The organism is Bacillus sp. MMSF_3328 (assembly GCF_030733525.1).
Lineage (GTDB): Bacteria > Bacillota > Bacilli > Bacillales > Cytobacillaceae > Bacillus_AB > Bacillus_AB infantis.
Genome location: NZ_JASHIV010000004.1, coordinates 237,308 through 250,371, shown reverse-complemented (window position 1 = coordinate 250,371; position 13,064 = coordinate 237,308). Strand labels below are relative to the sequence as shown.

Annotated in this window: 15 protein-coding genes; 2 read left to right on the top strand and 13 right to left on the bottom strand. The window is 42.4% G+C overall.

The window, feature by feature from the left end:
• Nucleotides 1-28: 28 nt before the first annotated feature.
• Nucleotides 29-1,234, bottom strand: a complete 1,206-nt coding sequence (locus RBB45_RS09855) for a DUF418 domain-containing protein (protein WP_224950911.1) — start codon at nucleotides 1,232-1,234, stop codon at nucleotides 29-31.
• A 174-nt stretch (nucleotides 1,235-1,408) separates the two neighbouring features.
• Here RBB45_RS09855 and RBB45_RS09850 point away from each other — a divergent pair, with 174 nt between their 5' ends.
• The gene (locus RBB45_RS09850) at nucleotides 1,409-2,119 is read left to right on the top strand and encodes a response regulator transcription factor (protein ID WP_009792285.1); all 711 of its coding nucleotides are present in this window, start codon (nucleotides 1,409-1,411) and stop codon (nucleotides 2,117-2,119) included.
• Nucleotides 2,116-3,891, top strand: a complete 1,776-nt coding sequence (locus RBB45_RS09845) for a sensor histidine kinase (protein ID WP_129613600.1) — start codon at nucleotides 2,116-2,118, stop codon at nucleotides 3,889-3,891. Before RBB45_RS09850 ends, RBB45_RS09845 begins: the two co-directional genes overlap by 4 nt.
• 288 nt (nucleotides 3,892-4,179) lie before the next feature.
• On the opposite strand, the gene RBB45_RS09840 is transcribed toward RBB45_RS09845, so the two are convergent.
• The 12 genes from RBB45_RS09840 to RBB45_RS09785 form a co-directional block, all read right to left on the bottom strand.
• Nucleotides 4,180-5,478: a DUF5667 domain-containing protein gene (locus RBB45_RS09840; protein WP_253616228.1), complete on the bottom strand. Its 1,299-nt coding sequence runs from the start codon at nucleotides 5,476-5,478 to the stop codon at nucleotides 4,180-4,182.
• A gap of 346 nt (nucleotides 5,479-5,824) precedes the next feature.
• Nucleotides 5,825-6,391 carry a dihydrofolate reductase family protein gene (locus tag RBB45_RS09835; RefSeq protein ID WP_224951413.1) on the bottom strand — a complete coding sequence of 189 codons (567 nt, stop codon included), beginning with the start codon at nucleotides 6,389-6,391 and terminating at the stop codon, nucleotides 5,825-5,827.
• Nucleotides 6,392-6,536: 145 nt separating this feature from the next.
• The gene (locus RBB45_RS09830; RefSeq protein ID WP_187445495.1) at nucleotides 6,537-7,058 is read right to left on the bottom strand and encodes a YfiT family bacillithiol transferase; all 522 of its coding nucleotides are present in this window, start codon (nucleotides 7,056-7,058) and stop codon (nucleotides 6,537-6,539) included.
• 155 nt (nucleotides 7,059-7,213) lie between these two features.
• On the bottom strand, nucleotides 7,214-7,783 hold the full coding sequence (locus tag RBB45_RS09825) for a dienelactone hydrolase family protein (RefSeq protein ID WP_129613602.1): 570 nt from the start codon (nucleotides 7,781-7,783) through the stop codon (nucleotides 7,214-7,216).
• Nucleotides 7,784-8,406: 623 nt separating this feature from the next.
• Nucleotides 8,407-9,186, bottom strand: coding sequence for an ABC transporter permease (locus RBB45_RS09820; RefSeq protein WP_224950907.1), 780 nt, complete (start codon nucleotides 9,184-9,186; stop codon nucleotides 8,407-8,409).
• On the bottom strand, nucleotides 9,183-10,088 hold the full coding sequence (locus tag RBB45_RS09815) for an ABC transporter ATP-binding protein (protein ID WP_094768111.1): 906 nt from the start codon (nucleotides 10,086-10,088) through the stop codon (nucleotides 9,183-9,185). Before RBB45_RS09815 ends, RBB45_RS09820 begins: the two co-directional genes overlap by 4 nt.
• Nucleotides 10,088-10,291 carry a PLDc N-terminal domain-containing protein gene (locus RBB45_RS09810; RefSeq protein WP_035401859.1) on the bottom strand — a complete coding sequence of 68 codons (204 nt, stop codon included), beginning with the start codon at nucleotides 10,289-10,291 and terminating at the stop codon, nucleotides 10,088-10,090. The genes RBB45_RS09815 and RBB45_RS09810 overlap by 1 nt, the downstream gene beginning before the upstream one ends.
• A 146-nt stretch (nucleotides 10,292-10,437) precedes the next feature.
• Entirely contained in the window at nucleotides 10,438-10,950 is a 513-nt protein-coding gene (locus RBB45_RS09805; RefSeq protein WP_224950905.1) for a GNAT family N-acetyltransferase, read from the bottom strand.
• A 99-nt stretch (nucleotides 10,951-11,049) separates the two neighbouring features.
• A complete protein-coding gene (locus RBB45_RS09800) occupies nucleotides 11,050-11,598 on the bottom strand; it encodes a GNAT family N-acetyltransferase (protein WP_224950902.1) in 549 nt (182 codons plus the stop codon).
• Nucleotides 11,599-11,651: 53 nt separating this feature from the next.
• Nucleotides 11,652-12,125, bottom strand: coding sequence for a GNAT family N-acetyltransferase (locus RBB45_RS09795; protein WP_224950901.1), 474 nt, complete (start codon nucleotides 12,123-12,125; stop codon nucleotides 11,652-11,654).
• Nucleotides 12,126-12,176: 51 nt separating this feature from the next.
• The gene (locus RBB45_RS09790) at nucleotides 12,177-12,404 is read right to left on the bottom strand and encodes a hypothetical protein (RefSeq protein ID WP_306009498.1); all 228 of its coding nucleotides are present in this window, start codon (nucleotides 12,402-12,404) and stop codon (nucleotides 12,177-12,179) included.
• A gap of 34 nt (nucleotides 12,405-12,438) precedes the next feature.
• Nucleotides 12,439-12,888 (bottom strand): hypothetical protein, encoded by a 450-nt coding sequence (locus tag RBB45_RS09785; protein WP_224950897.1) that lies wholly within the window; start codon nucleotides 12,886-12,888, stop codon nucleotides 12,439-12,441.
• Nucleotides 12,889-13,064 lie beyond the last annotated feature (176 nt).

Below are 13,064 nucleotides of genomic sequence, written 5' to 3'. Positions count from 1 at the left end.
CGGAAGGCATAAGTTCCAGGTCTTTCCGTCATTGCGCTTCTGCAAGAAGGTCGCCTGCTTCCTTGGCTTTCTTCGCCTTAGGTCTTCCTGATAAGGAGAAATAGGTCCACATCCGCATGATTTTTTCAAACGGGCCGGTACGGAACCACTTCAGATAGAAATAGCTTCCGGCCAGCTGGATGCTGTAGATCGCCACCGTCAGCAGGATGCCTGCCAGTACGCCAAGTTTGCCGAACATTCCCAGGCCATAGCCATAAAACACAGTGGTGCAGATAACAGACTGCAATAGATAATTACTCAGCGAAAGCCGTCCAACACTTTCAAAGGTCCTGAATAGGACGAATCTTCCTTTCACCGCGTACAGCCAGGCAAAAAGGAAGATGTAGCCCAGTGATAAGATATTTCCTCCAAACATATACAGAACACCCGTCCAGCCTGTTTCCTGCACCATGAGCGGCGAAGCTTTCAGCAGTATTCCCGCTCCGGCGAGGATACCTCCCCACAGCAGATATCTGCTTTTATTCCTGCCGATTTCATGGAAGGCGCGGCGCCTGGCAGCATACATGCCAAACAGGAATAATGGCGCTGTGATGAATGGCATGGCCAGCATCATGAACAGGTAAAAAGAGTCCGGCATGCCGAAAGGATCGGCATTGCTTCGATGAAGAGAAATCTCACTGTATGTGCCTGTGCCGAATATTTTATTTGTATCGGCCACATACTCTTCCATCCTCTTTGCTTCTTCGGCTGGGACCTCTGTATGCATGCCATATCCCATGAAGGAAGCAAGAATCAACAGCACTATGCCCCATACTAGCAGGGTTTTCTTTTTCCTGTTCAGGAAGAAGAGCAGAAAGAAGCCCATGATTCCATAAGAAAAAAGAATATCGCCTTCCCACAGAAGACCGCCGTGCAATCCGCCCAGCACAAGGAGCAGGAAAAACCTCCGCACCAGATGCCTTCTATATTTCAAACCTTTATCTTCAAGCCCCTCTTTCAGCTTGATCAAAGAATAGCCGAATAAAAAAGTGAAGATCGGCATGAAGCTGCTCTCAACAAAAACCTTCAAAAACTCATGCAGGAAGTGATCCAGCCCTGAAGGTGAAAAAGCCTCCATCTCATCTTTCCCAAACATTCCGTATTGAAAAATCAGCATATTAGCTGCCAGGATACCCAGCAGGCTAAAGCCCCTCATTCCATCGATTACGTGAATCCGCCTATTTTCCCCGTCCATTTTCATACTCCTTTATCTGCTTTCCTAATTAGGAAGCTTAAAATCTATCACTTAGTATAGTCCGCTTCTATTTCCCTTGAAGAAACAGAAGTTTACTTTCTGATAAACTTTTGAAAAAGTTGTTAATATGCTCGTAAGGTTTCTGTGCTACGATAGTGACCGAGGTGGGCAAAAGTGGAAAATGCAGAAATTTTATTAGTAGATGATGAGAAATCAATTGTTAAATTAATGGAGACTGTTCTGAGAAAAGAAGGATTCAGCTCTATACATACAGCTTATACAGCAGAAGAGGCGCTTGAGTGTGTTTCCCGGCACCCCATTGATATCGTGGTGCTTGATGTCATGCTTCCCGGACAGAGCGGCTTTGATATCTGCCCGAAAATCAGGGAGATCTCAGACGCTTATATTCTATTTTTAACAGCGCGCGTCTCTGACCTTGATGTGCTGACTGGATTTGCGATCGGCGGGGACGATTATATTACCAAGCCCTTCAACCCGCTTGAAATCGCAGCGAGGATCAAGGCAAGGCTCCGGCGGAATCAGGCTCCTTCCCCTGCTTTAAAAGAGGCTGGCAGAAAGCATGATTTCGGGCGTTTTATCCTGGACGAAGAGGCAGGGGACCTGATTGTTGAGGGCAAGGCCGTACAGACGCCTGCCCAGGTATTTCTCCTTCTGCAGTATTTGTGCCAGCATCCGAACACCGTCATCTCAAAAACGCAGATGCTGGAAGCCGTATGGGGCTTTGACAGCTTTGTGGATGACAATACCGTTACGGTACATATTCGGAGGATTAGGGAAAGAATCGAAAAAGACCCGAGCCATCCGGAACTGCTCGTGACCGTGCGCGGGCTGGGCTACAAGCTGGTGAAGGGGAAAAAAGGATGAAGTCGCTCAGGCGCAGGCTTGCCCTTCACTTCTCTCTTCAGTTCATTTCCATTATCGTGTTTGTCGCGATTTTTTCTCTGGTGCTTCTATTTGTGCTGCTGATGCATTTAAACAGAGAAGAGATGAAGCAAAATTGGCCCGCGGGTGCCCTGGAAGGCATTACGATCGATACGCTGATTGAAGATAACAAGGCCACCATCAGCGATGCCTGGAAGCATCAGCTCGAAGAACGGAATCTCTGGGTGCAGGTTGTAGATATGGAAGGAGAGGTCATCGGGTCTGAAAATACGCCTGAACTCCTGCCTGACTCATACTCTGTCAGCGAGATCCTCCAGATTGAAAAAACGAATCAATATGAAGGCTTCTATGTTTACTCCGAGGTCGACACCACTTTTAAAGACCCTTATTTTTATATGCTCGGCTATGAAAACAATGAGCTGGAGAGCCTCCAGCGCTGGTTTTCACAGTATTCCAGCAGCGGCAGGCTCCCTGATGAAAACCTGAAGAAGCTTGAAAGGGAATTAGAGCCATTGGAAGGCTCCATCCATGTGGTAAACCAGGAAGGGAAAATTGTCCAATCCGCCGGGTCTGAAATAATGAAAGAAGACTACAAGCCGCTCGATGTGCTTGTCAGGACAAAATCACCGGGAAAATTCGAAACCCATACAACGATCTTCAATGATCCGGAATCGGGTTTCACTTGGATTATGCACACACCCAGGCAAGAGGCAGAGCCTGAAGGATTTGCGTTTCTCTCCGAGGTAATGAGGGTCATCGTCATCCTCGCAGCTGTCCTGCTCGCATTGACCATAGGCATTTCCTTCTGGCATGGCTTCCGGTACGGCCAGCCTCTCCTTCTCTTCACCGGCTGGCTGGAAAGGATGGGCTACGGAAATTACGAGGAAGTGCTGACAGAGAAAGAACGCAAAAAGGTCTTCCGTAATAATGGAAAGGTGCGCCTGAGATACAAGCTTTATAAAGAAGTGATCGGGGCATTTTACGAAATGGCTGAAAAGCTTTCTGCCTCAGACAAGGAAAGGGACCGGCTGGACAAAACGCGTGAAGAGTGGATGACCGGCATTTCCCACGATCTCCGGACACCCCTTTCAACGATCCAGGGCTATGCCCATCTGCTTGAAAGCGGGCAGTACCGCTGGACAGAAGAAGAGCTTCTGGACATGGGCAAAATGATCCGGGAAAAAGGAGATTATATGACCGCCCTCATTGAGGACTTCTCCCTTGCCTTCCAGCTCAAAAATCAGTCGCTCCCCCATCAGCTGAAGCCTGCCGATCTGAATGAACTTGTGCGAGGCATCATGCTGAAATTTGTCAACGACCGCACCCTTGAGGATGTTCCCTTTAACTTTGAAGGTGCAAATACAGCTCTTTTTATACAAGCAGATATACGCTGGTTTGAGCGGATGCTCGATAACCTTATCTATAACTGCATCAAGCATAACCCAAAGGGCACTAGCATTACCGCCTCAGTCAGCAGACAGGGGGGAACCGCCATTGTCTCCATCTCTGACAACGGTACAGGAATGGACGAAGAAACAGTCAGGCACCTCTTCGACCGCTACTTCCGCGGCACAAGCACAGACGAACAAACAGAAGGCGCCGGCCTCGGCATGAGCATTGCCCGCGCCATCGCCGAGCTGCATGGCGGGAGCATTCATGTCTCTTCTGTCAAACATAGGGGGACTGTTTTCAGGCTGGAATTTCCTTTGGGAGAGGGGCTGGAGAAAGAAGGCTGGCTGGAGGGGTTGGCATAGATAATAAAATGCTGGTAATTAGCTTAGGCAGTCCGTTAAAATGAGGAAAAGTGTAAGAAACGAAAGAAATAACTTCCTAAAAACATACAAAAACGCTTGGGCTCTTCGTCCGAGCGTTTTGTTGCTGTCATTGTCTTGTTTAATTAAAAGACCCGGTGGGAAAATTTCAGGTAAGTACCTTATATCAATCGCTGCCATTCAATTATAAATCAATCTTAAGACCTGCAACCAAGACATACAGGCAAAAAAATAAACCCAGTACTCGAAGTACCAGGTTTATGAAAAGTATTATTCTTTTCCTTTACCGCGGTCTTTATTATTTTCCGCGCCTGTGTTTTGGCCATTTTGTTTCTTTTCGTTTGCTTGCTGCCTTTCAACTTTCTTTTCTTGAACCTGCTGCTGTTTATCAGCTTTCTTTTCTTGAACCTGCTGTTGTTTATCTGCTTTCTTTTCTTGAACTTGCTGTTGCTTATCAGTTTTCTTTTCTTGAGCTTCTTGCTTTTTAACAGCAGCAGTTGCCTGGCCTTCAGCACGCTTCTCAGCTGCCTTAGCCTTTGCTTCCTCTTTCTTAGTTAATTCAGGGGCAACAGCAGCTGTTTTTTTAGGTTCTTCCGCAGCTTCAGTCTCAGCTTGTTCATCAATTACTGTTTCTTCTGTTACGGCTTCCTCAACAGTCTTTTCCTTTGTTGCTTCTGAGGCTGCTTCTGTTGCAGTTTCAGTATCTGCTGCGGCTTCTTCCTCAGCGGCTTTATCATCATCAGTTGTCTCAACCTTAAATTTTTCTGCTTTTGCTTCAAGCATTGCAAGTTTTTTGTCTAATTTTGCGAAAGACTTTTGAATATTCTTCATTAATGCCTTCTGAGCTGTAGGGTTTTTAACATGTGACAATGCGGCAGCTAATGCATCGATGTTTTGAGCAAGCTTTACTTCAACTTCATCTTCTGTCCCTTCATCTTCTGCTGCAGGTTCTTCGCCTTCCGTTATTTCTGTTGTTCCTTCAGTGTCTTCAGCCGGCTGTCCCTCAGCTACTTCAGTTTCCTCAGCAGTCTCTTCTGTCGCTTCTGTATCATCACCGGCACTATCTGCTGAATCTGTTAAACTCTCAGCTGCTTCCTGTTGAGTAGCAATTGCCTCTTCTAAAAGTGCTGTAGCCTCATCCGTTTTTCCCTCTGCAAGCAGTGTATTTGCTTCAGCAATACGCTCAGCTGCAAAGTCAGCTAAAAGACGCGCTTCCTTGTAATCATCCATTGTGACAGCAAGTCTTACTTTTTCCATCATTAACTTTACAAAGTAGAAGAAATCCCCAGGAACTAAAGCCGGTGCCTCTTCTAGCTCTTGATCCTTGTCTGCTGTCCCATTGTCATCTGCTTCTTCTTCAGTTACTTCTTCCTCGGCTGCAGCTTCAGTATCAGCTGAGTTTTCTTCTGCGGCTGACGTTTCATCGTTTACATCAACTTCCGCTGCTTCTTCCGTATCTGCATTTTGTTCAACCGCACTCTCATCCGCATACACAGCGCTTGTCCCCAATGAAGAAAGAAGAAGTGCTGATGCTGCGACACCGCTTAATAATGATTTCTTATTTTTCAAGTCTGTTTCCTCCTGATCTGTTTTTCGGTATACCTTTCGACAAAAACAGACAGGTTTGTGACGGTCTTTTGAAAAAAATAAAATAACTTTTCTAAATCATAAGAAAAGCTTCCTGGAATGGGAAGCTGGTTTTGAAAAAAAGCCCCCTTCCCCTACCAGCCCTAAAAGAGCGGACCTTCCCTGACCTGAATGAAAGAATCAGTGACAGATTGAAAAATAAGCGGAGAATTTCTGACTATTGACTCAAAACAAAGGGAAATGGACAACTTCGCTCTGCTTGACAGGAAATTCTTCGCTTAATTACACCCACTTCCTCAAAAAGAGCCAAGGGACCTGTCCCCTTGGCTTACTCATCAAGCTGATAACATAGTTGAACTACTCCAGATGAAAACTTTTTTGTTTCAGCAAGTTTTAGATTTACCCGTTGCTTAATGTCAGTAAAAAGGGGTTTTCCTTCTCCTAGAACAACAGGATGAACAGACAATCTAAATTCATCTACAAGCTTTAAGTTTATAAAGGTTGTAATTAGACTTGCCCCGCCATAGAGCCAAATATCTTTTCCAGGCTCGTTCTTTAATTTGATTATTTCTTCCTTAATGTCTTCATTTATAAATAAAACGTTATTTTCGGACTTATTTTGTGCTCTTGAAAACACATATTTCTTTTTACTGTGGATCAATTCCCAAGCTTCTTTTTCAGTATCAGATACTTCAGTATCGGGTATATACTGACCCCATAAATCATAACTTTTTCTTCCATATAAGATAGTATCGATTTCATTTAAGAAGTTATTGAAGTTCATATCAGGATCCATTATACACCAGTCTACTTCCCCTTTCAGTCCTTCAATAAATCCATCTAAAGTAACTGCCAAATCTAATATTATTTTCCTTGGTCTTTGGTATAAAACCATCATTCATCCTCCTTTTGATTGCCAACGTAAAAACTATCATTCTTCAACAAATCCTTTGGCGATTATTTACCTTTATTTAGGATTCCTCAATTCGATTAAGACTGCTTACACCCCTGTATCAGTACCTGCCATGCTTATTTTTCCATTACCAGCCCTCACGATTACACAAAGACGTAATATGTGCAAGATGGTGCCGTCCGTGCCAAGCGTAGATTCCTATATTTTTGCCTACTGTAACTTCACCAGAATCCGGGTGGATAAATGTCTTTTCCATATCAGCTGGGATTAGACTCCGTAAAAGGCCAGTCCAACGTTTGTGTAATGCTTCAAGCAAAGATAGTGAGATATCAATTGGCAGTTTATAATCAGAGAGTTCCGCCCAATTCGTTTCATCGTATGGTTTAATTACAGGTGTTTTTTCTGTAAGAGCCAATTTAAATCGAACGTAGGCATTCATATGACTATCTGCAAGGTGATGTATTACTTGTCGAACAGTCCACCCACCTGAACGATAAGGTGTATCAAGCTGTTCATCATCTAAGTCCTTTACAGCATCCCGCAGCAATCTTGGTAAAATTTCAATCTCATATATCCAATCCCTTGTAACGCTGTTAGTAATCTCACCATCGTATTGAAAATTGCCAATTGGATATCTCAAATCCATCAGCTATTCCCTCCTCATAGTCCCTTGATTTTTAGACTAACTAAATAGTTCATTTTAAAATCCATTTGTTATTTAACTAACCAGCTCTATAATCAAATAAGAAAAGCTGCCTGGTTTGGCAGCCAGCTCAAGCTCTGGTGAATTTTTTTTGTTAGCAACTATGCGAGAAAGTCGAGAACCCTCTTGATCACAAGTTTCGTCGCGACAGCATCGTAAGACGGTAAGCTGCTGTCGGTGAATAGATGTTCCCTGCCTTCGTACAGAAAAAGTTCAGCATGATCAGCCGAAGCCACAAGCTCACGGGCCGCGTCGATGTCACCGTCTTCAACGAAGAAAGGATCTGTGTCCATGGCGTGAATTTGCACAGGCAAGTCGGCCGGCCACTCAGATTTGAACACTGAGGGCGGGAGGCATGCATGAAAAAACAGTGCCCCTCTCGCACCCTCACGTGTTTGAGCGAGCTGCTGTGCTGCCGGGACACCGAGTGAAAAACCGGCATAGACGACATCGCGTGAAAGCTCGGTGGCTGCCCGAACGCCGCGCGCCGTCACTTCTTCAAATCCAATTTCCTTCACAAATGCCAAGCCTTCCTCCAGCGTGGTAAATACACGGCCTTTAAATAAATCTGGCACGTGAACAGTATGCCCCGCATCTCTCAGTTGATCGGCAATTGCTTCAATCCCTTTCGTTCGGCCCAGAACATGGTGTAACAACAAAACCTCTGCCATCGTTTCCACCCCTAATTAAATGAATTTCATATGTCTAGCTTCGACAAGAACACCTGTTTGACCTGCAAGAACTTTACGATTTAGATATATTCACCTTAATAAAGCTCAGCCTTTATGCCGCCCCAAGAATAAAGTTATTCCCAAATGCTTTTTTTACTTTTATTTCTAAATAAAAACATGAGAATGCCACCTATTGTGAAATATATGAAAGCCAAAAATCCGTTAACTATTTCGTATCCAATTAAAAGAACTGTACTTGTAGTCATAAGCACACCAATCCATCTAATTATAAATCTAATCATTTCTTACCCCGCCTCCATTTCCTCCACCAAATTCCCGATCTCTTTATTTTAATTAAATGTAGAAAATATCTATATTCAAAACTTCATCTGTGGCATTCGTTTACTTGAATGCAAGGAGTTAGAAGTCACCTCCTGCTTATTGCTTTTTTAGAATTGAAATAATAAAAAGGAATTTGTATAGTTAACACCAACATTAATACTTCTGTTTGGCAGCTGATTTAAACAAGCTATTTATAGTTTGAGTGACATGTTCCACAGGCCCCCGGGACTGACCCCATGGCCTACAGCCTAAAAACGAGCCAAGGGACCTGTCCCCTTGGCTCATTCCAAAAGCTCTTTTTGCTTAAAGATTTGTATGGATGAGATAAGAATGACGATGATAATAGCAATAGTTGTTATTAAGGCTGGCAAGAAACTGGAATCCAGTTCCCCTGACAGCAAGACCTGTCCTGTGTGTTCAGTCATTGCAGCCGGACTCCATTTCATATACTTTTCCAGAAAGCTTGTAACCGTCGAAAGACCAAAGGCCACAAGGATTGTAAGAAAAGCGGCACTGGCATTTCCTTTCATGACCGTGCTAAAAAACAGCGTTAGTGTAACAATAAAAATTAACCATATGCTGTAGATCGCTGCACTTTGAAATACCTGCCCAACAGCGACTGTTTCAATCAGTATCTTCGTATAATACCAGGAAGCTGCATATCCGATAAACAATGAAAGAAGTGTGATGGTCAGTAACCCGGCCCATTTCGATAATATATACGAGGAATAAGGAACTGGTTTAATCATCACCATACCCGCTGCCCCACTCTGTCTTTCTGCAGATACGACACCCATTGCACTCAATACAAGAATAAGTACACCCAGCATTCCATAATTGGATAGAACCGCCATTAATACTTCCCCGCCAGTTGGAACAGGCATTTCCAGGATTGTACCTTCTGGAAGACCGCCAAAAGTATCTAAAATTTCCGGCATATAGTATGAACTGACCGGCTGCATCACACCCAGCAAAATAAAGACAATGGGAATCCATAAGATTTTATAATTCCGTGCCATTTCCAGCATTTCTTTTCGATAAAGAACAGTCCATTGTGTCATGATTTCACCACTTTCATAAATAAATCCTCTAATGTCGTCTGGGAAACCTCGAACTTACGGATCGGGAGTTCGAGGTCCACGATATCTTTTAACAATTTTTGCTTTGCTTCTACCATATCTTTTAATACAATGCTCGCCTTATTGCCCTGGGTGTTTACTTCAGATACAAAGCCGTAATCTGCTATGCTCTTAAGCCAATCGGCTGCCGGCGATTCGAATTCAACTTGAATAATAGGCTGCTGATACTCTGCCATTACACTTCCCAGGCTGCCTGATACCGCAATTTCCCCTGCATGCATGATAAGAATGTCGTCACTTATTTCTTCTGCATCGTGAAGGACATGCGTTGAGAAGAGAATGGTGGTTTCCTCTTTAATCTCCCTCATCATGTCCAATACTTCCCGTCTCCCAAGCGGGTCGAGTGCTGAAACAGGCTCATCTAAAATAAGCAGGCTTGGACGGTGAATGAGTGCCTGTGCCAATCCAAGCCGCTGCTTCATTCCGCCTGAATACCCCCTTATTCTTCTTTTCTTCGCATCCGCCAGACCCACCCGTTCAAGTAATTCTTCACTTCTTATCTCTGCTTCTTTCCGACTCAGCTTTGCTAATTGGCCGGCGAAAACAAGAAACTCCTTTCCGCTCATCCAATTAAAGAAAGCAGGATATTGAGGTAAATACCCAATGAACTGCCTTAAATCCTTTGCTTTTTTCCCTTTAAAATCAATGCTTCCTGAAGTCGGCTCCAGCAATCCGGACAGCATTTTTAACGTCGTTGTTTTTCCTGCTCCATTTGGTCCAAGTAAAGAAACGCATCTGCCTTCTTCAATATAAAAATTGATTCCTTTAACAGCATTCATATTTCCAAATCTTTTTACTAGATCATCTGCCTTTAATAACGCCATTAATCATTTCTCCTTCCCACCACAAAATAAAGGACTGGTCCTATAATGTTGATCATGAGAATAATAAGAATCCAAAGCCATTTGGGTCCGTTCGTTTTTTCTTCTCTAATGCAGGAAACTAATGCGGCAGTCATCAGTATTAGCTGTAAGACAAGAATGGGCGCAATCGCTTCCCATGGGATTGCATTTAACAGTTCATTCATTTTCTTCTCCACCCCAATTGTTTTTTTACTTTTAATACGATTACGATCGTCGAAACGTTCACTCTTGAAAAAATAAAAAAATCTCAGGAATTTAATCCCGAGATGCTCCGTGTATCGAAACAAACTGATTTATTACATCCATCACTTTAATTAGACTGAAATACCATAACCGGACCTTTCCAAAGATTACTCTCCAATATTTCCTCTTGATATGAAGAGTCTATAGTAAACTCAGCAATCACCTTTTTCCAAAAAGCATATGCCGGTTTATTTTCAGAGGTTTGCCTCACTTCCCAAACACCTTTAAACTGTTCGAATATAGAAAAAGCAACATGCCTGCCAATGCCTCTGCCTCTAAACTTTCGCATGATGAAAAAATCGCTTATTACGTTTGTTTTTTTCTCGTTGCTCAGTTTTGTAAATTCTCTTGGTACATCAAGAATGACTAATACGAACCCTGCTATTTCCCCATCAACTTTAACTATAAACGGACGGCGGTACTCTTCTGTCCATTGATGATCCAGGTATTTATATGAATATAAACCATGCTGACTTAAAACGTGGCCATCAAACTCACTGCTGTCATAACGATATAACTGAATCAAATTAGATAGTACCGTTTTATCTTCATAAGGACAAAGTAATAAGGTTACGTTCATTTGGTATCCTCCCATAATAAGCCAAGGGGACAGGTCCCTTGGCCCAGCTTAAAAAGAGCCAAGGGACCTGTCCCCGTGGTTTTTTTACTCAATGACCTGTCACCCGAAGAATTCATCTTTAAGAATGCTCATCCTCAGACGGTCAACAAATTCTCCATTTCTCAATCTATCCTGCCTCAGGATACCTTCTTCTTTATATCCTGCTCGACTATATGACTTAATTGCTTTTTCATTATCCACTTCTACCCTAAGCCAAATCTTATTTAAGCCTAATTCATTAAAGCCAACCTTCAGCATTTCTTGCATAGCTGCTAAACCAAACCCCTTATGCCAGTAATCTTTATCACCGATGGCTATTCCCAGTTCAGCATGTTTATTCAATTGATCTATATTCTTCAAATCTACCCAGCCAATATGCCTTCCTTCTTCCGTCATAATCGCTCTTTGTTCATAGCCATTCGTTCGGTTCATACACATTTCAACCCACGTCTTTGTCTCTTCCCTGCTAAACGGCGGATATTTATTTGGCATATTCAGATATTTTGTAACCTCTCTATCCAGACACCAGTTATAACGGTCCTCAACATCATCAAGAGATAATTCCCTAAGTATTACTCTGGGTAACTGATGGCTTTCCAAACTTTCCAACTCCCTAAGAAGACTTTATGTAATGAATATGCCACAGGGACAGACCCCTTGGTTCATAAACGCAATGTCATTTTTCTGCTGATGGCTTCCATCCCAAAATTCTCATAGAACGAAATGGCTTTTTTGTTAAACTCCCATACATTTAGATCTAAGGATGCAGCATCTTTGTTTTTAGACCATTCCACACATGCTTCAAATAAGATTTTCCCTATTCCTTTTCTTTGGCAGCTTCTCTTTATGCCAAAATCATTCATATAAGCAAATTTCCTTGTTACCATTGAGTCAAATGGCGGAGATTCATTTAATTCCATAACCGCAAACCCCACTATTTCTTCAGAGATTTTAGCAATTAAAATCTCACTCTTTGGATCTTCCAGCAACTCACGGTAGTAGCTTTCAGGCATAACCTGGTCCACCTTATTAAATATGTATGGCAGTGCTTCTGAGTGCTCATCCTGCCCCTCTTTAACTATTAAATTGATAGCGTTGTGGTCATCGATCTTTGCTGTATCGATTGAAATATTCATGGATTGATCCTCCTTTAGGAGTATGTTAAATCGCCTTGCATCATTAAGCGCTTAACTAAATTTATACATAACAAATCCAAAAAAGAAATAAACAATAGCCGCAAATACTTTTCCTTTAGTTCTTCGATTTTCGATAACTAAGGCAGCACAAAGTATAGTGAAGAGAGTAAAGCCAGCAAGTCTTAATTGCCCAGCAATCGGCCCAAATTTATGCAGGATCAATACAATAATTGCAATAATAGTTAAAGGTATATAAACCTTGTTGTATGTTGGCTTCATCTGCTATCTCCTATTCAAATAATATCTTTGATGCTTAATCTTCTAAGGTAAATTCCTCGCCTTCAAACCTAACCATTTCAACTTTTTCTAACTTTTCTTTGTCTAACTTGAAAACAAAAGTCCTTGGAATTCCAATATCGTTACAGGTAGTCTCTTTTTGCGTGGTTTCAATTATTAAATATTCTCCTGCCTTGTCCAACTCTAATTTTTCGATCTCTTTAGGACAAGAGTTTTCCATTGTTTGTGCGATTAAAATAACCGATTTTTCAAAATCAACACTGGGAAGTTCTTTTTCAAAGTTAAAGATCTTCCACAATTCAGCAAATTCTTTTTCACTGTATGCCACCTCTACAGCCTTACTCAGTTGGTCTGCTGATTGTGTTTGCTCATCATGAATTAGACTTCCATCTTCAAAGTCTGTTTTACTGCATGACGCCATTAATAAAACAAGGATTAACATTATGACTGTTATTATTTTTTTCAAATGGCAACTTCCTTTTTGATAACTATTTCTCTAGTTCTTATATCCCTTTGAAAACAAGAGGCTGCATGGTTTTGAAGATAATCATGAACCTATGCATCACCCCCTTATCGTTTCTATCAATAGATTCTATTTTTATTCTCCATGTCCTTCTTTCGATAAACTGTCCCTTTTTACGG

Excerpts from the sequence above, each read along its gene's own strand:
- RBB45_RS09855 (WP_224950911.1), bottom strand. The coding sequence starts at position 1,234 with ATGGACGGGGAAAATAGGCGGATTCACGTAATCGATGGAATGAGGGGC.
- RBB45_RS09845 (WP_129613600.1), top strand. The coding sequence starts at position 2,116 with ATGAAGTCGCTCAGGCGCAGGCTTGCCCTTCACTTCTCTCTTCAGTTC.
- RBB45_RS09835 (WP_224951413.1), bottom strand. The coding sequence starts at position 6,391 with ATGGTTTTATACCAAAGACCAAGGAAAATAATATTAGATTTGGCAGTT.
- RBB45_RS09825 (WP_129613602.1), bottom strand. The coding sequence starts at position 7,783 with ATGGCAGAGGTTTTGTTGTTACACCATGTTCTGGGCCGAACGAAAGGG.
- RBB45_RS09820 (WP_224950907.1), bottom strand. The coding sequence starts at position 9,186 with ATGACACAATGGACTGTTCTTTATCGAAAAGAAATGCTGGAAATGGCA.
- RBB45_RS09815 (WP_094768111.1), bottom strand. The coding sequence starts at position 10,088 with ATGGCGTTATTAAAGGCAGATGATCTAGTAAAAAGATTTGGAAATATG.
- RBB45_RS09810 (WP_035401859.1), bottom strand. The coding sequence starts at position 10,291 with ATGAATGAACTGTTAAATGCAATCCCATGGGAAGCGATTGCGCCCATT.
- RBB45_RS09805 (WP_224950905.1), bottom strand. The coding sequence starts at position 10,950 with ATGAACGTAACCTTATTACTTTGTCCTTATGAAGATAAAACGGTACTA.
- RBB45_RS09795 (WP_224950901.1), bottom strand. The coding sequence starts at position 12,125 with ATGAATATTTCAATCGATACAGCAAAGATCGATGACCACAACGCTATC.
- RBB45_RS09790 (WP_306009498.1), bottom strand. The coding sequence starts at position 12,404 with ATGAAGCCAACATACAACAAGGTTTATATACCTTTAACTATTATTGCA.